This window comes from Rhodoligotrophos sp. CJ14 (assembly GCF_038811545.1).
Lineage (GTDB): Bacteria > Pseudomonadota > Alphaproteobacteria > Rhizobiales > Im1 > Rhodoligotrophos > Rhodoligotrophos ferricapiens.
This window is the reverse complement of record NZ_CP133319.1, coordinates 954701-974589: the sequence shown is the minus strand read 5'-3', so window position 1 is coordinate 974589 and position 19889 is coordinate 954701. Positions and strand designations below refer to the sequence as shown.

Genomic DNA, 19889 nt, shown 5'->3' with positions numbered 1-19889 from the left:
TGATCCTTGCGTCAGCTGCCGGCGAGCGCCTTGATCAATTCCGCGGCGTTGTATTCGAACATCTTGACGTAAGTTGGGGCAGGGCCATCAGCCGCGGATAGCGCATCGGAGAACAGCGCGCCACCGACACGCGCGCCCGTCTCGCGCGTGATCTGGTCGATAAGGCGCGTGTTGGTGATGTTTTCAACGAAGACGGCCTTGATATGATCGCTGCGGATCTGATCGATGATGCGCGCGATGTCGGCTGCGGACGCCTCAGCCTCGGTCGACATGCCGGCCGGCGCGAGGAAGGTTATGCCATAAGCCTTACCGAAATAGCCGAAGGCATCATGAGAGGTTACGACTTTCCGGTCGGCTTCGGGGATTGCTGCAAACTGCGCCTTGAGTTTGGCGTTGAGCGTCTCGAGTTCGGCCATATAGCGCGATGCGTTGCTGCGATAGAGATCGGCGTGGTCGGGATCGGCCTTGGCGAGGGCTGCGGCGATGTTCTTGACGTAGATCACGCCATTGGCAAGGTCCTGCCAAGCATGGGGGTCGTTGGAGCCGTGATCATGGTCATGGCTTGTCTCATCATGGTCATGATGGTCGGCGCTGTCGGCCGCCATGGAGAATTCGCGCGGTGCAACCCCCTCGGAGGCCAAAACCTCAATGCCCTTGAAGCCCGAAGATTTGACCAAGCGCGGCAACCAGGGTTCGAAATTGAGGCCATTGGCGATCAGCAGCTTTGCCTCGCCCAGCGCCTTGGCATCGGCGGGGCTCGGCTCATAGACATGGGCATCGCCATCGGGGCCAACCAAAGTCTTCACCTCAATGTGTGTCCCGCCAATCTCCTTGGCCATGTCGCCCAGGATCGAGAAGCTCGCCACGACTTTTAACGGTGCGTCCTCGGCGGAGACCGGCCATGGGACAGTGGCGAGAAGGGGGGCGGAAAGCAGAGCCGCAATGAGCGTGCGTCTTGTCACCATTGGTGTCTCCTCAACGGAAGCGAGGGGCGTGGACCATATGCCAGAGCGAATGGGCGAGGCTGCCGTGGCGGCCCAGGGCGATTGAGGCAAGGTAGAAGGCGCCGGCGATCAGGATAATCGAGGGGGAGGTCGGCAGGCTTTGGTGATAGGAGAGCAGAAGCCCGGCAATGCTCGAGAGTATAGCCAGGCAGACTGCGACCAGCATCTGGCCGATGACTGTTTCTGCCCAGAAGCGGGCGGCGGTCGCGGGCAGCATCATCAGGCCTACGACCATAAGCGTGCCGAGCGCGTGGAAGCCGCCGACCAGGTTGAGAACCACGAGGGTGAGAAAGGTCGCGTGAACCACCAGTCCGCCGCCGCCAGCCACGCGCAGAAAGCCCGGGTCCAGACATTCCACGATCAGCGGCCGGTAGATCACGGCAAGGCACAGAAGGGTTGCGGTGGAGATCGACCCGATCAGTAGCAGTGCCGGATCATCAAGAGCCAGGACGGTGCCAAACAGCACGTGTAAAAGATCCACATTGGAGCCGCGCAGCGAGACGAGAAGCACCCCTACGCCAAGTGAGACGAGATAGAAGGCCGCAAAGCTGGCATCCTCACGGATCGGGGTTGCACGCGAGACCAGTCCTGAGAGCAGCGCCACGGCAAGCCCGGTGATGACCCCGCCAATGGTCATGGCGAATAAAGAGAGCCCGGCCACGAGGAAGCCTACGGCTGCGCCCGGCAGAATGGCATGCGCCATGGCATCGCCCACGAGGCTCATACGCCGCAGCACGAGGAGCACACCGATTGGCGCCGAACTGAGGCTCAAAGCGACGCAGCCGGCAAGCGCCCGGCGCATGAAACCATAATCGAGAAACGGGTCCACAAACAGGCTGGCGAGGCTCATCATGCCACCTTGCGCAAACCCGATGCGATTTCATCATCCCAGTCCTCGCACATGCGCCGCGCATTAAGCAGGTTTTCCGGGGTCAGGACGGTGCCTGTTTCGGCCCAGCTCACGGGGTCGCGTGCGAGAAGGAGGGCTTGGGGGAAATGCTCGCGCACGAGATCGAGGTCATGCAGCACGGCCACGACGGTGCGTTGCTCGCCGTGCCAGCGGTGGACCAGGTCGAGAAGGTCCGCCGTGGTCTTGCTATCAATGGCGGTGAAAGGCTCATCCAACAGCAGGAGCTTCGCATCCTGCAGCAGCATGCGCGCAAAGAGGGCCCGCTGCAGCTGGCCCCCGGAGAGGCTGCCTATGGTGCGCTCTTCCAGGCCACCGAGGCCGACAGCCTCAATCGCAGTCATCACCCGATCCAGCTCGCTGCCGAAGATCCGGCGGAAGATACCGGTTCGCGCCCAGGTCCCCAGCGAAACGAGATCGAGAACAGTGATGGGGAAACTGCGGTCAAGATCGGCGGATTGCGGGAGATAGGCGATCTCGCTCCGCTTCACCCCTTCGATCTCGATCCGGCCGCGCTCTGGACGCAGCGCGCCGATAATGCCCTTGAGCAGTGTGGATTTTCCAGCCCCGTTGGGACCGACGATCGCGGTCAGCGAACCTGCTTCGAATGTCCCGGTGACACCGCGCACGGCCGGGCGGCGCCCATAGGCGAGGGTTACGTCGACAAGCCTGAGGGTTGGTCCCGCCATGCTCACCACCAGTCGAGTGCCCAGGCGATTAGTGCCCAGCAGCCAAGGCACGCGGCGGCTGCGACCAGGAGGCGGTCCCAGACGGAGCTGCGCAAAGCGGATAGGCGGGGCGATCGTCTGTTCTGATATAACATAACATTTCCATACGCCGATTTTTTGCGAAGCTCAACAGGAGAGTCGAGCGCTTGGGCTGGGTCCAGGCGCAATGCGGATCAGTCGACCGGACGGGGCGCAAGCGCCTCCAGAATCCGGCAATCGGCCACCGTGTTATGGGCGCAGCACTCGATCATCCCGGCCAGTTCGTCACGAAGAGCGTTGAGATCGGCAATCTTGTGCTCGATCTCTGCGAGATGGGCGCGGGCGATCAGGTCGACCTCCGCGCAGGAACGCTCCCGGTCATCGGCAAGCCCAAGCAGCTCGCGGATCTGCGAGAGCGAGAAGCCGAGCGCACGCGCGCGGCGGATAAAGCTGAGCCGTGTCAAATGCCCGGCATCATAGGCCCGGTAATTGCCAGCCGTGCGCGCCGGCACGGGCAGAATGCCGATCTGCTCGTAGTAGCGGATCGACTCCACTGTCGTGCCGGTCGCCCGTGCGAGATCACCAATCGTTAACCGTGCCATAGGCTTGACCCTGAAGTGACTACAGGGTGCATATGGGATGCCATGTCGGAATGGAAAGGTGACGATATGGCCGGTTGCTGCGGTGATGCTCAATCCTGCTCCATCAATGAACTGAACAGCCCACAATGGCGGCGCGCGCTTTGGCTCGCCCTGATCATCAATGCCGGCATGTTCTTGGCCGAAATGGTCGCAGGGCTCGCATCGGGCTCGGCATCGCTCCAGGCCGATGCCATCGACTTCCTGGGGGATGCGGCAAATTACGCGATCAGCCTGAGCGTTGCGGGGCTGGCGCTTGCCTGGCGCGCCCGCGCCGCGTCCATCAAGGGCCTCTCGCTTGGGATCTTCGGCGCGGTGGTGCTCGGCTCGACCATCTGGCATGCGGTTGCGGGTACGCTCCCCCAAGCAGAAACGATGGGGGCCGTCGGCATTCTCGCCTTGGCTGCGAATGTCGGCGTGGCACTGATGCTTTACCGCTTCCGCGCGGGGGATGCGAATATGCGATCGGTCTGGATCTGCTCGCGCAATGATGCCATCGGCAATCTGGCGGTGCTCGCGGCTGCTGCTGGTGTGTTCGGGACAGGCACGGCATGGCCCGATCTCGCGGTCGCTTCGATCATGGCAGTGCTTGCCATAGCCGGCGGGTGGCAAATCATGAAACAGGCCAGGGCCGAGCTGCGCGTGCCGTCGTCGTTCAGGGCTGCGGCGAGCGCCGAGCCGCTCCAGACCTGAGCGCAAAAGGAGGCGCTGTTCCATCCGCATGACAGCAAAGCGGTTGTGCCCCGGCACGATCCGGATAGCATGCCCCCTCCATCTAATAGTCGGACGGGGGTTCCTCACATGCTCGATATCAAGCGCCTTTCCATCGAAGATGCACGGCTGCTCATCAAGGAAGCGGTCGAGGCGTCAAACGCCATCAATGTGCCCATGTGCATCGCGGTTGCGGATGAGTCGGGCTATCTCATCGCCTTCGAGCGGATGAATGGGGGCAAGACCGCAAGCATCAGCATTGCCATGGACAAGGCGTTCACGGCCGCGACGGCGCGGCGCGCCACGCATGTCTATAACGAGAACTGCGTGCCGGGTAAGCCAAGCTATGGCATCCATAACACCAATGGCGGGCGCTTCTGCATCGTGGGTGGCGGCCTGCCGGTCACCGCGGATGGGGTGGTGGTCGGGGCGATCGGCATCAGCTCGGGAACCGCCGCCGAGGACCAGCAGGTGGGCGAGGCCGCGCTCAAGCGGTTTTACGAGGCCACAGGCTATCAGCCATAAGATATGGCTGACCAACACCTTAGAGGCGGAAACCGATTCAATTTCGCAACGGGTTGAATCCGTTTCAGCGGTCAGCGCGGCCGGTGTAAGCCCGGCGGCAGGATTAGAGCCGCTCGATCAAGCCCATGGCGGCGGCCGGCGCTTTGGGCTTGAAGCCGTTGATCATATAAATGAAGACCTCGCCGTCGCCCGCCCAGCGGCGGGCGCGCTCGGCGATGTCATCGAGGGCTTTAGCCGAATAGCCAAGCGGTTCGGTTTCGGAAGCGCGCTGCAGCCTCACATAGGTGAAAGCGGCCGGGCTTTCCTCGAAATTCGGAAAGGTCTCGTGATCGGTGAGCACGACGGCCGCCCCGTGGGCGCGCAGCAAATCCAGACAGTCCGGGACCATGAAACTGGCGTTGCGAAGTTCAAGCACATGGCGCAAGTCAACGCCATCTTGGCTCTTGGGCAGAAGCTTCAGGAAGGCTTCGAGGTCGGCGGGATCGAATTTCTTGGTTGCCTGAAACTGCCAATTGATCGGCCCAAGCTTCTCACGCAGCTCGGTCACGCCACTGGCGAAAAAGCGCTCGATCGACGAGCCCGCCTCGGCCAGCACCCGGCGGTTCGTCGCAAAGCGCGGTCCCTTCACCGAGAATACAAAGTCGTCCGGTGTCTCCTCGCGCCAGCGTCGGAAGCTCTCGGGTTTTTGCGAGCCATAATAGGTGCCATTGATCTCAATGGTGGTAAGCTTGCTGCTCGCATATTCCAGCTCGCGCCGCTGGGGCAGGTCATCGGGATAAAAGACGCCGCGCCAGGGCTCATAAGTCCAGCCGCCGATTCCGACGCGGATTTTGGGATGGCGCGGTTGCGTCATGGCAGGCTCCTTGAAGGAGAGGTGATCGAGGGTGCTCAGTCAAGCAGCCTAGCACAGAGCGTTCCTTTCGACCTATCCCTGGCGTTCTGCGGGAGCGGGCGCCGAGACCGCGTTGAGTATGCTGCGGAGCTGATCACAGTCGGTTGGCAGGCGCGCCTCGATCTCGCGATGGACCCTTATCCAGATCGGCGTGGCTTCCGCCAGCAAAGCCTTGCCCGCCCCGGTGAGCATCAATAAACGGCTACGCCGGTCCTTGGGATTGGCAGCAATGGTCACCAGCCCGCGGCGCTCGAGAGGTTTGAGGGCAGCGGTCAGCGTGGTGCGATCCATGGCGAGCAGGTTGGCCACCTCACGCATATTCGGGGGTGACGGCCGATTGAGCGACATAAGAAGGGAGAACTGCCCACTGGTCAGGTCCAGCCCGCGGAAGGCATCGTCGAAGCGACGGGCCAGAGCCCGTGCCGCGCGCTGAACATGCAGACAGAGGCAATGATCGCGGACATGGAGGGTTGTTTCGAAGGAGACCTGAATGGCGTTTGACATGGGCTAATAATGTTGATATCAACACAAAATGTCAAGCAAAAAGCGCGGAAAACAGCGCGAGGCGACGTTCAGGAGCAGGTATGCTGGATGAGAATTGCATTGGCGGAAACGCGCATGTTTGCCACAGCGGCTCGCCCGAAGAAAACCGTTCTAGGGCCGATCGCAGCAGTGGGCTCACGCTGGCTGCTCGCGAGCTATGCTTTCGCCGTCTTTATGGCGCTCCCTGCGCGGCTGTCTGGGCGGCCTGGACCGACCCTCGTCAGCTTGCCCTCTGGTGGGGGCCGCGGGGCATAACCATTCATGGCTGTGAAGTGGATCTGCGCCCAGGCGGGCGCTTCCACATGGTCATGCGGGATGATCGGGGCCGCGAATTCCCCCATAGCGGGGTGTTCCTCGAGATCCTCCCACTTCGACGGCTGGTGTTTACCGATGCCTATGAGGTGGGATGGGTGCCCTCTGTCGATTTGCCGTTCATGACGGCGGTCGTTGCTTTCGAAGACCTAGGTTCTAACACGCGGGTCATCGTGCAGGCCCGCCACTGGACGCCAGCGGACCGGGAAGCTCACGAAAGGATGGGCTTCGTCGAGACCTGGAGTGAAAGTGCTGACAAATTGGCGGCCTATCTTGCTTGACGGGGCCAGGCTGCGTGCAGGCCCGCCACTGGACGCCAGCGGACCGGGAAGCTCACGAAAGGATGGGCTTCATCGAGACCTGGAGTGAAAGTGCTGACAAATTGGCGGCATATCTTGCCTGACGGGGCCAGGCTGCCGGATCGGATCGCTCGACCCATATCGAGATGGGTTAGAGCGTGTTCGAGCGAAGCGGATACCGGCTCGCGCCCGAAGGATTTAGGACTCGTGTGGAGACACGTCTTGTCGGGCCGGCCCAATGGAGGAGAATCGCATGTCTCAAGCACAAGGAAAGTTCGTCTGGTACGAGCTTATGACGACCGATACCAAGGCTGCAGCCCAATTCTATCGGAAGCTCATTGGCTGGAATATGGATGCCTTCGAGCACGGCAACTTCACCTACGAGATATTCAAGGCTGGAGAGGTCCCTATTGGCGGACTGATGACGCTGCCGGCGGAGGCCTGCGAGGCGGGCGCGCAACCGGGATGGCTCGGCTATATCGCAGCCGATGATGTGGACGCGACCGCGGCAAGAATTCGCGCGACAGGCGGGACGGTTCATCGCCAGCCCGCGGATATCCCCGATGTCGGCCGGTTCGCGGTCGTGGCCGATCCGCAAGGTGCGGTCTTCGCCCTGTTTCGGGGAAAGGATTGCGGTGAAGATTACGGCCAAGTCGCCTTGGGAACGCCCGGCCATGGGGGATGGCATGAGCTCATGGCCAGAGATTGGGCCAGCGTATTCCCGTTCTATGCCGAGATCTTCGGTTGGACCAAGGCTGACGCGCTGGACATGGGCGAAATGGGAACCTATCAGCTCTTTGCCTGGAACGGCCAGCCTATTCGCGGCATGATGAACAAGCCGAAGGACATTCCTCAGCCATTCTGGGGCTATTACTTCAATGTGCCGGAGATCCGAACCGCCCAGGAGATTGTGACCAGGAATGGGGGCGCGGTGCTCAATGGTCCGGCGCAGGTGCCCGGCGGGTCATGGATCATGCAATGCAAGGATCCGCAAGGCGTGTTCTTCTCGGTCGCAGCGCCACCGGCTTGATCGCGCCCGCATTTGACATGTCAAGAGGTGAGCCGTGGCAGCATGGGCCGCGGCTCACCTCCATGATCAGTGTGCGTGCTGATTGTGCCCGGACTTGGCGTTGGTTGAGCCAACCCCTTCAACCACATATTCAATCGAGACGGTGCCAGCATGCTCAAAGGTGAGGGTGCCGGCAAATTTTTCGCCCTTGTGGAGCGGCCGCTTCAGGCCAAGCAGCATCAGATGATAGCCGCCTGGTTTCAGCGCCATCTCGCTGCCAGCAGGGACCTCGAGACCCTCGGCAATCGCGCGCATGCTCATGATGCCATTCTTCATGCCCATCTCGTGGATTTCGGCCGTCTCGGCGACTTCTGCCGTTGCGGAGATCAGGCGATCGGGTTCAGCGCCTGAATTCCTGACCACCAAGTATCCTGCAGCAACTTTCGCACCGGCCGGTGTGGCGCGGGACCAGGGGTGATCGATGGTCAATGTTCCCAGCTTGAACTCGTGCGCGTGGGCCTGGGAGAGTGTGCCCGCATAAAGGGCTGCTGTGCAGGCGAGAGCTGCGGAAAGCCGCACCAGCTTATGCAAGCCAGGCTTCTCATGGCTTTGTGAGCTGCGGACCGGCTGTGAGGTGAGCATTATCATCGCTCCATGAACGTGCAGGGCTTATGCCTGCGTTGTCGGCATCGGAATTCGCGTGTTGTGGCAGGGACCTCGTGAGAGGTCGTCGCTTCACAGGCGGACCGGCGGTGCGCGTGGCAAACGCGCTTTGCGATCAGCCTTCCGGTGGATGCCGGTGGTCCGGACAGGATTTAGCGCGCCGAGAATGGTTTCGGGCGGTGGAGCCGTGAACGGACCGGTCGGGAGCGGGGTGAGGGGGGACGCCAGCAAGCCGCACATCAGGGTGCAGCAGGCCGCAATTGGCGGGTGGCCGGGATCGCTCTGCTTGATCGGTGCGACCGGGGGCGTCGTGGTGCATATGGCAGGATCGAGCGGGAGGACGGGCGCGGCAATCGCCGCACCAAGCCCGAAGGCCGCCGCCAAGCTCTGGACGAGCAGCAGATAGGCGACGGCGAGCGCCACCCAAGCTTTCGGCTGTCGTTGAACCATCCTCACCAGCGCTGACCTTTCACAGGCACCGCTGTGGCCATATCACTCCGGGCTGTGCATGCAAATAGCGGAAGGAGGTTAGCGGCATTATGCCTAACCGCTGCGGCGCCGTGCCTGAAACAGGTCAGCGCACCCGCTATCCCGCGATTGGGGCAGACTGGTTTTCAGGCTTGAATGCGCGAAAGATGGCCTCCTTCAGGGCGACCCGCGCGTCCTCAAAGGTCATCGAAATATGATTGTGCAGGATCTTGCAGCCGAGTTCCGCGTCCCGTTTGCGAAGCGCGGCAACCAGGCGGGAATGATCGTGCATCATAGCGGGGTTGCGGTGGCCTCGCTCTATCTGAATGCGGCGGATGAAGCGGATCCGGGCATTCACGGCTTCGACGGAGCGGACGATCTCCTCATTTCCGGAAAGGGCTGCAAGCCGTAAGTGAAAGCTTTCGTCGAGCCCAAGAATTTCGTCGGGATCGCCGCATTTGTAGCGCTGCTGTGCTTCTTCCCAAAAGCGCTCGAGCTCGCCAAGCTCCCGATCGCGCCATCGGGTACAGGCGAGCCGGAATGCTCCGGTTTCAATCACGCCGCGCAACTCGAAGAGCTGCATCAGATCGTCGATCTCAAGCGCGCGAAAGAAGAAGCCACGATTGGGCGCGACAATGAAGAAGCCTTCGCTTGCCAGCCGGTTCAGCGCCTCGCGGATGGGCGTACGGCTGAGATTGAGCCGTGCTGCAAGCTGGACTTCATTGATGCGCTCATCCGGCCGGAAGCGGAAATCGATGACGAGCCTGCGAATGATCGCATAGGCGCGCTCGGCACTATCGGCCCGACGGCGTCGCGCTGAGGCCTTGGCGGGCTGGGTGGATGGTTTGGCGCTTTCTTTCATATGTGCTGGTGTGGCGCAGCCTTCCGGACGGGCTTTGGAGCGGCACTTGGGTCCAGAACGGCCCGGGCACCCTTTCCCACCTGACCGGTTTATTATCGTAGAAAGGGGATAGGGAAGTCAATTTGAAGACAAAAGTGTATGCACTTGACGTTATCTGCCTTGAGCTTATGATCAATTCAGCACAAAGATAGGCCGAGAAGGCAAATAAGGAGGGGGTGCAATGTCTATTTCGCGGCGCGACCTTTTGGAACGGGGCGCAGCTCTTAGCGCGCTCACCGCGGCAATGGCCGGTGGCTTGAGAGTGAGCCTTGCGCAGGATGCCGAGGAGATCCGGCTCGGCACCTTATGCCCCATTACCAAAGCGGGGAGCGTCTTCGGGCCGGGTGCCCAGAAGGCCATGGAGTTCGCCGCCGCGGATATCAATGCGCTTGGCGGGCTGCTCGGCGGGCGCAAGATCCGCCTCTATAGCGAGGACAGCCAGTCGGACCCGGATGCCGGGGTGCGGGCGGCCAAGAAGCTGATCGAGGTCAATCACGTGCAGACGCTGCTTGGCACCTGGTCGAGCGGCGTGACCATGGCGGTTGCGCCAATCTGCATGGAAAGCAAGGTCGTGAACATGAATTTCTCGGGCACGACCGAGCTGCGCGACATGAAGAAGGACGACTGGATCTGGCCAGTGGCCGGCTCCAATATCGCCTATGGCGAGATGATGGGCCAGTATGCCGTACAGCAGGGTTACAAAAACGCGTCCTTCATGGCGTTCAACAATCCTTCCGGCCTTACTCTTGGTGAAGAGTTCAAGCGGGTCTTTGAGGCGGCTGGCGGCACCTGCAATGTGATCGTCTATAATCCCAACCAGCCCAGCTATCGCGCGGAGCTGACCAAGGCGCTGTCGACCCAGCCGGAGGTGATCGCGCTCGGCTCTTATCTGCCCGACACCACCATCATCCTCAAGGAATGGTACGCGCTGGGCGAGCCGACCAAGTGGATCGGCCCGATCTGGGCGGTGTCTCCCGCTCTCGTCCAGGCGGTCGGGGCGGAGGCTGCGGAAGGCATCGTCTCGGTCGGCGCCATTCCCAATTCAGACTCGCCCGCCTATGCGGCCTTCAAGGAGCGTTACGAGAAGGAGACGGGCCAACCGGTGCTCGCCAACCCGTTCTCGGCCATGGGCTATGACATGGTGGTGACATGCGCGCTGGCGATCGAGGCGGCCAAGAGCGCGGTTGCGGAGGAGTTCCGGAAGAAGATCCGCGAGGTGGCGAGCCCGCCCGGCAAGAAGGTTTATACGATCAAAGAGGCGCTCGATGCCATTCGCGCCGGCGAGCAGATCGATTACGAGGGCGTCGGCGGCAATATGAATTTCGACGAGACCGGAGAGGCCAAGCCCTATTTCGGCTACTGGATCGCCGAGAATGGCAAGCTCGAGCTGAAGGGGCCGGTGAAGGCTTAGCCTTCATGTCTGACGCGAGCGGATGCGGACGCAATGTCCCCCGCGTTATCCGCATCCAATCGTGTAAGAGCCTAGAGCCCCATGAACCTCCACCTGTTCTTGCAGATGGTGATCGATGGCATATCGACCGGCGCGATCGTGGCGCTGGTGGCGGTGGGCCTGTCGCTCGTCTTTCGCATATCGCGCTTCGTGAATGTCGCTCACGTGGACCTGGCCACGATTGGCGCCTATGTCACCTTGCTGTTTGCCTCAACGCTCGCGTTCCCGTTTCCCCTCGCGGTCGCCATCGGCGTCGTTGCGGTCGCAGCGCTCGGTTTCTTGACCTATAGGCTGGTCTATCGGCGCCTGCGGCACGAGCGCGCCATCACGCTCATCATTGCGTCAGTGGGCGTTGCGTTCTTCCTGCGCTATTTCGTGACGTTCATTTGGGGCAGCAACCAGCTCGCCTTCGAGCTGCCGCTGATGCGTGCCTATCGCTTCGCTGGTTTCCGCATCTCGCCCTATGATCTCATGATCATCGTGGCGACGCTTGCCGTCTTCATCGCCCTACATATGACGTTGCGCTACACCGCCTTTGGACGCGCATTGCGCGCAGTGTCGGACAATCCGAGCCTTGCGCGGGTGGCGGGTGTTGCCTCGGAGCGGGTCATCTCGTGGATGTGGCTGATCGGGGCAGCGCTTGCGGGCCTTGGCGGCATCCTGCTCGGCATCAAGGCGGTGCTCACGCCTTATCTTGGTTGGCAATTGCTGCTGCCCACCTTTGCCGCCGTCATCTTCGGGGGCGTCGGCAGCGTGACCGGGACACTTGCGGGAGCGCTCATCATCGGCATCGTGGGTGAGCTTGCCGCCATTTATTGGCTGCCCACCTATCGCACCGCCGCCATTTTCGGGGTCATCGTGCTCGTTCTGCTGATCAGGCCGCAAGGCCTGTTCGGCACCAAGGCGGTCGCCAAATGATCAGCTATCTCGTCGCCATCGCCATTATCGGCCTCATCTATGTGCTGCTCGGGCTGGCGCTGAACCTGCAATGGGGGCAGACCGGGCTCATCAATTTCGGCCATGTCGCCTCTTTCGCGATCGGCGCCTATACGTCCGGCCTCCTGTCGCTGGCGGGCTGGCCGATCCCCTTGTGCATGGCGGCAGCGATGGTGCTGGCGGGGGCTGCCGCCTGGCCACTCGGCCGGCTGACAGTCACGTTGAAGGAGGATTACCTCGCCATCATCGCCATAGGGTTCAGTGAAGTGGTGCGCAGCGTGCTCGAGAATGAAATGTGGCTGACACGCGGCCCTTCCGGAGTGCCGGGGATCCCCAGCCTGTTCTCCTCTCTGCCAGCCGCCGAGCGCGGGGTTGCCATCATGGTGGCGCTGCTCATTGCCGTGGCGATCGTGTTCCTCTTGCTGGAGCGTTTAACCCGCGCCCCGTTCGGCCGAGCCTTGCGCGCCATCCGCGACAATGAGATGGCGGCGGCAGCGCTGGCCAAGAATATCGTGAGCTTCAAAACCCGCTCACTGGTGCTCGGTGCGGCGATTGCAGGGCTCGCGGGTGCCTTCTATGCCCATTACCTCACCTTCATCTCGCCAGAGCAATTCACGCCAGAGGTGACCTTCAACGTCTGGATCGCGGTCATTATCGGCGGGAGCGGCAGCAATCTCGGAACGATCCTCGGCACGTTCCTCTTGATCCTGTTCCTCGAAGGCACGCGTTTCCTCAACGATCTCGGGCTGTCGCTCGATGGCTCGCAGCTCGGTGCGTTGCGCTTCATGCTGATTGGCGCCGCCCTGGTGCTGTGCATGCTGTTCCGCCCCGCTGGGCTCCTTCCCCCTTCCAGCAGAAGGGGTTAGGCGATGCTCAGGGTCGAGAACATCCACAAGAGCTTCGGCGGGCTCAAAGTCCTGCAGGGCATCTCGCTCGAGGCGCAGCCTGGAACGATTACCGGCATTATCGGGCCGAATGGCGCCGGCAAAAGCACACTGTTTTCCGCGATCAGCGGCTTCCTCAAGCCCGATGCCGGCTCGGTCATGCTCGATGGCGAGAGGCTCGATGGGCTGCGGCCGGATCTTGTCGCAGCCCGCGGGCTCGTGCGCACGTTTCAGGTGCCGCGCGAGTTCGGGGACCTTACCGTGCTCGATAATCTGCGTGTCGCGGGCTCGCAGATGACGGATGAGAGCATTCTGGCCGCGCTTGTCTTCTGGCGACGCACCGCCCAGCACGAAGGTGAAGTCACGCGCCGGGCCGAGGAGATGCTGCAGCGTCTCAACCTCGCGGCCGTTGCCGATAACCAAGCGCGGGCGTTGTCGGGCGGGCAGAAGAAGCTGCTCGAGCTCGGGCGCACGCTCATGGTGAACCCAAGGGTGCTGCTGATCGATGAGCCCTTCGCGGGCGTCGCGCCAGCCTTGCGCGACCAGCTCGTCGCACATCTCAAAGGCCTGCGCACAGCGGGTATCTGCGTGCTCATCATCGAGCATGATATCGAAGCGATCATGGAGATCAGCGACCGGATCTGCGTGCTGGTCGAGGGCTCCATTCTGCTGGAGGGAACACCTGCCGAGGTGCAGCGCGATCCTCGCGTGCTCAGTGCCTATCTCGGGAGCGCGCCCGCATGAGCCTGCTGGAAGTTCGCGATCTCGTCGCCGGTTATGGCGATACCAACATCCTGCACGGCGTTTCGCTTGATGCGGAGGCCGGCAAGATTGTCACTTTGATCGGCCCCAATGGGGCGGGGAAATCGACTGTACTCAAGGCCGTGATGGGGCTTTTGAAGCCGCGCGGCGGCAGCGTGCGCTTTGCGGGCGAGGAGCTTGCGGGCCGGGAGGTTGAGGATATCGTCGCTGCCGGCATCGGCTATGTGCCGCAGGTCGAGAATATCTTTCCCAGCCTCACTGTTGCCGAACATTTCCGGCTCGTGCAGTCTTCGCCGCCACCGGCCGAGCTCGAGCTTGTCCTGAATTTCTTCCCGCAACTCAAGCCGCGACTTGGAAAAATGGCATCGGTGCTCTCGGGGGGAGAGCGGCAGATGCTGGCCATTGCGCGTGCACTCATCCTCAAGCCGCGGCTCATGCTACTGGACGAGCCCTCGGCGGCGCTCGCCCCGCAGGTGGTTGCAGCGGTCTTCGATCGCATTGTGGCGATCGCCCGATCAGGCATCGCGGTGCTGCTGGTCGAGCAGAATGTCAAAGTGGCGCTGCCGCTGTCGGATTATGCTTACGCCCTGCAGGTCGGCCGCAACGTGCTCGCCGCGCCAGGTCCGGATCTGCTCGCCGATCCACAATTGAACGATGTCTATCTGGGCAAGGCACCCAATGCGGGCATGGCCGAGGATGGCGCTGCCGGCTAGTCCTCACCGGCGTCGAAGCGCTTGACGTTGCCCCCGCCAACATTGCCATAGCTCGAGCGGATCTTGAGGATCTGCACCCGATCCGGGAGTTCGATCAGGAATTCCGCATCGCGATCGAGATGGTGAATGCGGGTCGGATCGCCACCCGTGAAACGCGCCATCGCTTCGATACTCTCCCAGTAGGAGATGGTGACGAATTCAGTCCACTCCTCCCGGTCCTCGCGAAAGGTCTGAACGCCCAGAGCCCTTTCGATCAGTGGCTTGATGCCGATGTCGAAATTGTAGGCTTCATATTCATCGGCCACGTCACGCCTGGTCCGCCCGCGCCAGACGCGGGCGATCTTGGGAGGGGTATCATTGTTCATGGTCCAGCTCCTCACTGCTCTCGCATCACTTAGAACACGCGATCCCGGCCAGGGTCGCAGAGATCTTGGTCGATTGACAGGTTTCGCGGCTCACTCAATAATCGATCAATTGATAGATTAATCCGGGTTCGTCATGGCGACAGAGGCTCAGGCTGCGCGATCGGGCCGCCCGCATGGCCAGCGTGATACACGCGCCCAATGTCTCGTCATAGCAGAGCGCATGTTCGCCGAACGCGGCTTTGCCGGCACAAGCCTGCGCGATGTCAGCGCTGCCATCGGCATCAGCATGTCCAGCCTGATCCACCATTTCGGCTCGAAGGAACGGCTTTACGGCGCGGTGCTGGAGCGCTTGGCCGCCTCACTTGAAGCTTATGTGAAGGCGGCTCACGCGGATGAACCGCAGTCGGTCGCCGATATGCTGGATGCCTTCTGCGACTGGGCTTTCGATCACGAGCACTACGCGCAATTGCTGCTGCGCGAGCTCATGGAGAACCGGGTGCGCGCGCAAGCCGCGCGGAAATGGCACCTAGCACAGATCATTGGCAGCTATGTCGGCCAGATCCAGCGCGGACAGGCGGATGGGTCGGTGCGGCCGTTCGATGCCGAGATGTTCGTGTTCTATGTGACCGGCGCGATCACCCATTTCGCGGCAGCGGCGCCGACCGTGCAGAGAATGCTGGGGATGGCAAGCTTCGATGAGACGGTCGAGCGCTTCCGGCGGACTTTGCGCGAAACGACTTTCGCCATGCTGCGCGGCTGCGGGCCTGGCTCTGACGTGGAGGTGATATCCGCACGTCCGCCTTCCGACGGGCCAAGCTCATGACCAGTGACATCCTGCCAGCCTGTGCCGACCAGGGCGTCATCCCCGCCGAGATTTGCGTCTTGCGCCATGCGCTCGAACGGCACGCGGCATTGAAGGGCGATGAGACTTTCGCGGTGTTCGAGGATCGCTCGCGCTGGAGCTTTGCCGAAACTCTGCGACGGGTCCGCCAGATGGCGGCAGGGCTCGCGCGGTTGGGGGTGCGGCAGGGTGACAGGGTTATCGTGATGATGCCCAATTGTTCCGCCTCCGTGCAGGCGCTCTTTGCGATCAATTACCTCGGCGCTGCCTTCGTGCCCATCAATCCGGCCTATCGCGGCGCGATCCTCCCGCATGTGCTTGCCAATGCAGGGGCTGCTCTGGCGCTTGTCCATCCTGATGCCCTGGCACGGGTGCTTGCCGAACGGCCCGCTGTCCTTGCCAGAATTGTCGTCGCTGGCCGGGATGCGCCGCTTCCTGCGGCTGAGAATGTTGCAATCGACAGGTGGGATATCCTCGATGGAGATGCCGATGCGGTACCGGCGCTCGAGCGACCCATTCAACCCTGGGATCTGCAATCGATCATCTATACGTCTGGCACGACAGGCCGCTCGAAGGGCGTGCTGTCGTCCTACATGCACAGCTATTCCTCCATGAGCCCGGGCACATGGACCTGCACGCGGGCCGATGACCGGCATCTCCTGCATATGCCGATCTTTCACATCGGCGGCGCGTTCCTTTCCTGTGTCGCCCTGTGTGTTGGTGCATCCATCGCGGTGGTCGAGGGTTTCAAGACGGCAAGCTTCTGGAGCACCGTGCGCGAGCTCGAGGTCACTGCCGTATTCCTGCTTGGCACCATGGCCACCTTTCTCCTGAAGCAGCCGCCAAGTGCCAATGACCGCGATCATCCGCTGCGTATGGTCATCATCGTGCCGCTCGGCAGCAGCGGGCCAGCATTCCGGGAGCGCTTCGGGGTTGATTTCTATACTTTGTTCAACATGACGGAGATCAGTACGCCGCTCATCTCCGGCGCCAATCCGGGCAAGGCGAATGTTTGCGGGCGCCCGCGTCAGGGGGTGGAGCTTCGGCTCGTTGATGAGCATGATTGTCCGGTGCCGCGGGGCGCGGTGGGGCAACTCATCATTCGCACGAGAGCGCCGTGGGCGATGAACCATGGCTATAACAACGATCCGGAGGCTACGGCCGCGGCGTGGCGCAATGGCTGGTTCCACACGGGTGATGCCTTCATCGAGGACGAGGACGGCGACTTCCGCTTCGTTGATCGCCTGAAAGATACGATCCGCCGCCGCGGTGAAAACATCTCGTCCTATGAGGTCGAGGTCGAGCTCACGGCTCATCCCGCCATTCGCGAGGCGGCAGCCGTTGCGGTCCCCAGCGAACACGGGGAGGATGAGGTATTGGCGGTGATCTCACCGGTTGCTGGCGCCAGGATCGATCCCGCTGAAATCACCGAGTTCATGCGCGGGCGGGTGCCGCATTTCATGGTGCCGCGCTATCTCCGCATCATCGATGACTTGCCCAAGACACCGACGGCAAAGGTCGAAAAGCACGTGCTGCGCGCAGAAGGGCTCACGCCCGATACCTGGGACAGGGAGCGCGCCGGCATTCAGATCCGCGCAGATAAATACAGCGATATCTCAACGAGGCAGCCATGATGAAGCCGGTCGTCCAGGTCTATACGGATTATATCAGCCCCTATGCGTTCGTCGCCAACAAGCCTCTGTTCGCGCTCGAGGAGAGCCACGGGGTTAAGCTTGACTGGCGGCCCTATTCGCTGCGCATTGCCGATTATCTGGGCTCGGTCGAGGAGCGTTCGCCCCATTACTGGCGAAAGGTGCGCTATTGCTACATGGATGCCCGGCGCTATGCCAATAAACAGGGATTGGTGCTGAAGGGCCCAAGGAAGATCTATAATTCCTACCTCTCGAGCGTCGGCATGCTGTTTGCCCAGCGCCATGGCTTTTTCCGGCCCTATCACGATCTGGTTTTCGAGAAGTTCTGGAAGCATGAGCTCGATGTGGAGAACATCGACGAGATGGCGGCGCTCATTGCGGGAGTAGGGGGTGATGCAGAGGCCTATAAAGCTTACGCGCAAGGCCCTGCACGCGAGGAGCATGACCGGATCATCGACGAGGCGGAGGCGCAAGGGGTGTTTGGCGTGCCGACCATGATGCTTGATGGCGAGCTGTTCTGGGGCGGTGACCGCATCGACTTATTGATCGAGCGGTTGGAAGAGCGGAGCAAGGCGGGGCCGGCGCCGACAAGCGATGCCGCAGCGGAATAGCCGCCGGGGGTGCCGCAGCAGAGCGGGTGCCGAATCCCATGCCCCCTTGCCGTGGCGCCATAGCTTCGCCCCTGCGCAACCTATCCGGCGAACCCCAGTTTCGAGAACAGTGGCTTGATCTCAGAAGGGAAGGCGAGCAATGAACGAGGTCTCAAGCGCGCGGTATAAGCCTGCCGGGCATCCGGATATTTCGGTCTATCTCATGGCCAATGACGCCGAGGCGATGATCGCCTTCATGACCGACATCTTCGATGCATCAATGCTGATGTCGCTTGCCCGCGAGGATGGCAGCATCATGCATGCGGAGGTCAGGATCGGGGACAGTGTGGTGATGCTCTCGCAGGCCACGCCGGAATATCCGGCGTTTCCGATCTGGCTTCATGTCTATGTTCCGGATGTCGATGCCACCTATCGCCGTGCCATTGCGCACGGGGCGGAACCCGTTCAGGAGCCGGAGCGCAAGGGCGATGAGGACCGGCGAGGCGCCATCAAGGATCCGGCGGGCAATATCTGGTGGATCGCCACAAGAGAGACGTGATCTTTCGCAACGCTGAACGGGGATGCCTCCGGCCCGCGCCCACCAGACGGGCCGGGCGCGGGGCTGATGAGCCGTATCTCTTGCTGTGCTCGTGCACATTGGACTTGATGTGTCTATGGAGCAGACGCCAGCTTATCCGCCGCAGGGTCGAGTGGCGAATGTCCGTTGATCAGGCTAATCCGGTCAGATCAGGGATCCCTCGGATGCCAGCTCTCAACCGGGACGGCGCTCAGGTGCACGCGACAGGTTGCCATGTCCTCTGATTATACTGTCGCCCGTTTCCCGCTGATAAACGAATAGATCGAGCGAAGGGGCCTCTCCGGTCAATCCTGTGAGGATGCAGTGGGCCTGTCCTCGATGGTGTGTCTGATGATTGAAGAAGTGAACAAGCAGGGGCCCGAGCTCCTGTTCGATGACCGTAGGGCTTCGCGTGGTCCGGTAAGTAATTGTGGCCGTGAGCTTGGGCTCATCAAGGGAGGCAATATAGGCCTTGATGCGCGCATCCTCCTGCCGCCGCGCCTGCCAGAGATCCTGAAAACTCTCGAAGAGAATACCGTCGAGCTCGCGCGGCTCATTCTTGCCTCCAACGAACCGGCTCAGCCAAATCCGATCGCCGATGAGAAGATGGTTGAGCGTGCCATGCATGGAGGCAAAGAAAGCGCCGCGGTCCTCGCGATATTGGGTATCGGACAGTTTGGAGCTCGCTTCGTACAGCCGCTCGTTTGCCCAGTGATTATACTCGGCCAACATTTGCAGCCATTTCAGCATGGAGAGGCCTCATCAGAGATCAGATAAGGAAAGCTGGACAGCAATATACTAAGTTCCGCGCAAGTTGCGGCTGCCAAAGGAAATTGTCAACCGCCAATGAAGACGCAGCACCGATCTAGAGCGTTTCCGCTTTTTCTTGAATCGAGAAACCCATCCAAGTCTTGCTTCGTCGCATTTTCTTCACGCGAGCCCGTATCCACTTCGCTCGAAAATGCTTCAGCTTACGGATCTGGTCGACGGATCGGCAAAGTGCGGAGCAGTTGGATCGTTGCTTCACAATCTACTGTAGCCTTTTCCTTGCCGCCGGAGGGATGTCGTCAAGGCTGACGGCCTCCCAATCAATCTGCGTGTGATCAAAATCGGTTGTGATCTTCAGATACATATCGTCGGGAAGCTGTTCCGTCGAGAAGAACACTTTGTTAGAGATCTCGTCACCATCTTCTGTATAGCAGGAAAAAACGTACCTGTAGTCACCCGTGCTGAGCACGAATACATCTCGGCTATGAGCGACGCTCGCGTAGCAGTAAAACGGTTTGATGAAATGGGTAATTCCAATGTAAACGAGCGCTATAATGCCGAGTAAGAACGCGATGTATGCGCCAATATACTTCATATGAAAGACACTCCTCGGGAACGCAGGCGATGTTTCCGAGAAATGCGGATCAACTCCGGCAGCTCTGAGACGAAATCGCGCCGGGATTTGGAGGTCTGGCCGAGACGAGCAGCGGGGTATCGCGGATTGGATTATCGAGATCGATGATCCTCTCTTCCCGCCTGGTGTTGGCCTGTG

The 19889-nt window shown here is 61.3% G+C and carries 25 protein-coding genes; 13 read left to right on the top strand and 12 right to left on the bottom strand.

Going from position 1 to position 19889, the window contains the following annotated elements:
- Positions 1–11: 11 nt before the first annotated feature.
- From RCF49_RS04480 to RCF49_RS04465, 4 genes are all read right to left on the bottom strand, one after another.
- Entirely contained in the window at positions 12–965 is a 954-nt protein-coding gene (locus tag RCF49_RS04480; RefSeq protein ID WP_342642846.1) for a metal ABC transporter substrate-binding protein, read from the bottom strand.
- A 10-nt stretch (positions 966–975) separates the two neighbouring features.
- Positions 976–1854: a metal ABC transporter permease gene (locus RCF49_RS04475; RefSeq protein WP_432807389.1), complete on the bottom strand. Its 879-nt coding sequence runs from the start codon at positions 1852–1854 to the stop codon at positions 976–978.
- The gene (gene aztA / locus RCF49_RS04470) at positions 1854–2600 is read right to left on the bottom strand and encodes a zinc ABC transporter ATP-binding protein AztA (protein WP_342642844.1); all 747 of its coding nucleotides are present in this window, start codon (positions 2598–2600) and stop codon (positions 1854–1856) included. Before aztA ends, RCF49_RS04475 begins: the two co-directional genes overlap by 1 nt.
- 212 nt (positions 2601–2812) lie before the next feature.
- Positions 2813–3220, bottom strand: a complete 408-nt coding sequence (locus RCF49_RS04465; RefSeq protein ID WP_342642843.1) for a MerR family transcriptional regulator — start codon at positions 3218–3220, stop codon at positions 2813–2815.
- 42 nt (positions 3221–3262) lie between these two features.
- Between RCF49_RS04465 and RCF49_RS04460 the strand changes: the two genes are divergently transcribed.
- A complete protein-coding gene (locus tag RCF49_RS04460; RefSeq protein WP_432807367.1) occupies positions 3263–3949 on the top strand; it encodes a cation transporter in 687 nt (228 codons plus the stop codon).
- Between the two features lie 108 nt (positions 3950–4057).
- Positions 4058–4492 (top strand): GlcG/HbpS family heme-binding protein, encoded by a 435-nt coding sequence (locus tag RCF49_RS04455; RefSeq protein WP_342642842.1) that lies wholly within the window; start codon positions 4058–4060, stop codon positions 4490–4492.
- Between the two features lie 103 nt (positions 4493–4595).
- Here RCF49_RS04455 and RCF49_RS04450 read toward each other — a convergent pair whose 3' ends face one another.
- Positions 4596–5345 (bottom strand): DUF72 domain-containing protein, encoded by a 750-nt coding sequence (locus tag RCF49_RS04450; protein WP_342642841.1) that lies wholly within the window; start codon positions 5343–5345, stop codon positions 4596–4598.
- 72 nt (positions 5346–5417) lie between these two features.
- Complete coding sequence (locus RCF49_RS04445) at positions 5418–5888, bottom strand: MarR family winged helix-turn-helix transcriptional regulator (RefSeq protein ID WP_342642840.1); 471 nt, start codon at positions 5886–5888, stop codon at positions 5418–5420.
- Positions 5889–5968: 80 nt separating this feature from the next.
- Between RCF49_RS04445 and RCF49_RS04440 the strand changes: the two genes are divergently transcribed.
- Both RCF49_RS04440 and RCF49_RS04435 read left to right on the top strand, forming a co-directional pair.
- Positions 5969–6520 carry an SRPBCC domain-containing protein gene (locus RCF49_RS04440; protein WP_342642839.1) on the top strand — a complete coding sequence of 184 codons (552 nt, stop codon included), beginning with the start codon at positions 5969–5971 and terminating at the stop codon, positions 6518–6520.
- A 271-nt stretch (positions 6521–6791) separates the two neighbouring features.
- Positions 6792–7568, top strand: a complete 777-nt coding sequence (locus RCF49_RS04435) for a VOC family protein (protein ID WP_342642838.1) — start codon at positions 6792–6794, stop codon at positions 7566–7568.
- 66 nt (positions 7569–7634) lie between these two features.
- Here RCF49_RS04435 and RCF49_RS04430 read toward each other — a convergent pair whose 3' ends face one another.
- The 3 genes from RCF49_RS04430 to RCF49_RS04420 form a co-directional block, all read right to left on the bottom strand.
- Entirely contained in the window at positions 7635–8189 is a 555-nt protein-coding gene (locus RCF49_RS04430; protein WP_342642837.1) for a copper chaperone PCu(A)C, read from the bottom strand.
- Positions 8190–8282: 93 nt separating this feature from the next.
- Positions 8283–8633 carry a hypothetical protein gene (locus RCF49_RS04425; RefSeq protein WP_342642836.1) on the bottom strand — a complete coding sequence of 117 codons (351 nt, stop codon included), beginning with the start codon at positions 8631–8633 and terminating at the stop codon, positions 8283–8285.
- A gap of 163 nt (positions 8634–8796) precedes the next feature.
- A complete protein-coding gene (locus tag RCF49_RS04420; RefSeq protein WP_342642835.1) occupies positions 8797–9540 on the bottom strand; it encodes a GntR family transcriptional regulator in 744 nt (247 codons plus the stop codon).
- Between the two features lie 220 nt (positions 9541–9760).
- Here RCF49_RS04420 and RCF49_RS04415 point away from each other — a divergent pair, with 220 nt between their 5' ends.
- The 5 genes from RCF49_RS04415 (at position 9761) to RCF49_RS04395 (ending at position 14324) form a co-directional block, all read left to right on the top strand.
- The gene (locus RCF49_RS04415; RefSeq protein ID WP_342642834.1) at positions 9761–10990 is read left to right on the top strand and encodes an ABC transporter substrate-binding protein; all 1230 of its coding nucleotides are present in this window, start codon (positions 9761–9763) and stop codon (positions 10988–10990) included.
- Between the two features lie 81 nt (positions 10991–11071).
- A complete protein-coding gene (locus RCF49_RS04410; protein WP_342642833.1) occupies positions 11072–11947 on the top strand; it encodes a branched-chain amino acid ABC transporter permease in 876 nt (291 codons plus the stop codon).
- Complete coding sequence (locus RCF49_RS04405; RefSeq protein WP_342642832.1) at positions 11944–12831, top strand: branched-chain amino acid ABC transporter permease; 888 nt, start codon at positions 11944–11946, stop codon at positions 12829–12831. The genes RCF49_RS04410 and RCF49_RS04405 overlap by 4 nt, the downstream gene beginning before the upstream one ends.
- A 3-nt stretch (positions 12832–12834) precedes the next feature.
- A complete protein-coding gene (locus RCF49_RS04400; protein WP_342642831.1) occupies positions 12835–13593 on the top strand; it encodes an ABC transporter ATP-binding protein in 759 nt (252 codons plus the stop codon).
- Entirely contained in the window at positions 13590–14324 is a 735-nt protein-coding gene (locus tag RCF49_RS04395) for an ABC transporter ATP-binding protein (RefSeq protein WP_342642830.1), read from the top strand. Before RCF49_RS04400 ends, RCF49_RS04395 begins: the two co-directional genes overlap by 4 nt.
- Here the strand turns inward: RCF49_RS04395 and RCF49_RS04390 are convergent.
- Positions 14321–14689: an antibiotic biosynthesis monooxygenase family protein gene (locus RCF49_RS04390; protein ID WP_342642829.1), complete on the bottom strand. Its 369-nt coding sequence runs from the start codon at positions 14687–14689 to the stop codon at positions 14321–14323. The two genes, RCF49_RS04395 and RCF49_RS04390, sit on opposite strands and share 4 nt — an antisense overlap.
- Positions 14690–14909: 220 nt before the next feature.
- Between RCF49_RS04390 and RCF49_RS04385 the strand changes: the two genes are divergently transcribed.
- The 4 genes from RCF49_RS04385 to RCF49_RS04370 all read left to right on the top strand — a co-directional run bounded on the left by RCF49_RS04385 (position 14910) and on the right by RCF49_RS04370 (position 18331).
- Positions 14910–15512, top strand: a complete 603-nt coding sequence (locus tag RCF49_RS04385; protein WP_342642828.1) for a TetR/AcrR family transcriptional regulator — start codon at positions 14910–14912, stop codon at positions 15510–15512.
- Complete coding sequence (locus RCF49_RS04380) at positions 15509–17164, top strand: AMP-binding protein (protein ID WP_342642827.1); 1656 nt, start codon at positions 15509–15511, stop codon at positions 17162–17164. The genes RCF49_RS04385 and RCF49_RS04380 overlap by 4 nt, the downstream gene beginning before the upstream one ends.
- Positions 17161–17793: a 2-hydroxychromene-2-carboxylate isomerase gene (locus RCF49_RS04375; RefSeq protein WP_342642826.1), complete on the top strand. Its 633-nt coding sequence runs from the start codon at positions 17161–17163 to the stop codon at positions 17791–17793. Before RCF49_RS04380 ends, RCF49_RS04375 begins: the two co-directional genes overlap by 4 nt.
- 139 nt (positions 17794–17932) lie before the next feature.
- Positions 17933–18331, top strand: coding sequence for a VOC family protein (locus RCF49_RS04370; protein ID WP_342642825.1), 399 nt, complete (start codon positions 17933–17935; stop codon positions 18329–18331).
- A 213-nt stretch (positions 18332–18544) separates the two neighbouring features.
- Here the strand turns inward: RCF49_RS04370 and RCF49_RS04365 are convergent, their stop codons facing one another.
- Together RCF49_RS04365 and RCF49_RS04360 are read right to left on the bottom strand one after the other, a co-directional pair.
- Positions 18545–19099 (bottom strand): DinB family protein, encoded by a 555-nt coding sequence (locus tag RCF49_RS04365; RefSeq protein ID WP_342642824.1) that lies wholly within the window; start codon positions 19097–19099, stop codon positions 18545–18547.
- A gap of 280 nt (positions 19100–19379) precedes the next feature.
- On the bottom strand, positions 19380–19712 hold the full coding sequence (locus RCF49_RS04360; RefSeq protein ID WP_342642823.1) for a YxeA family protein: 333 nt from the start codon (positions 19710–19712) through the stop codon (positions 19380–19382).
- Between the last annotated feature and the right edge of the window lie 177 nt (positions 19713–19889).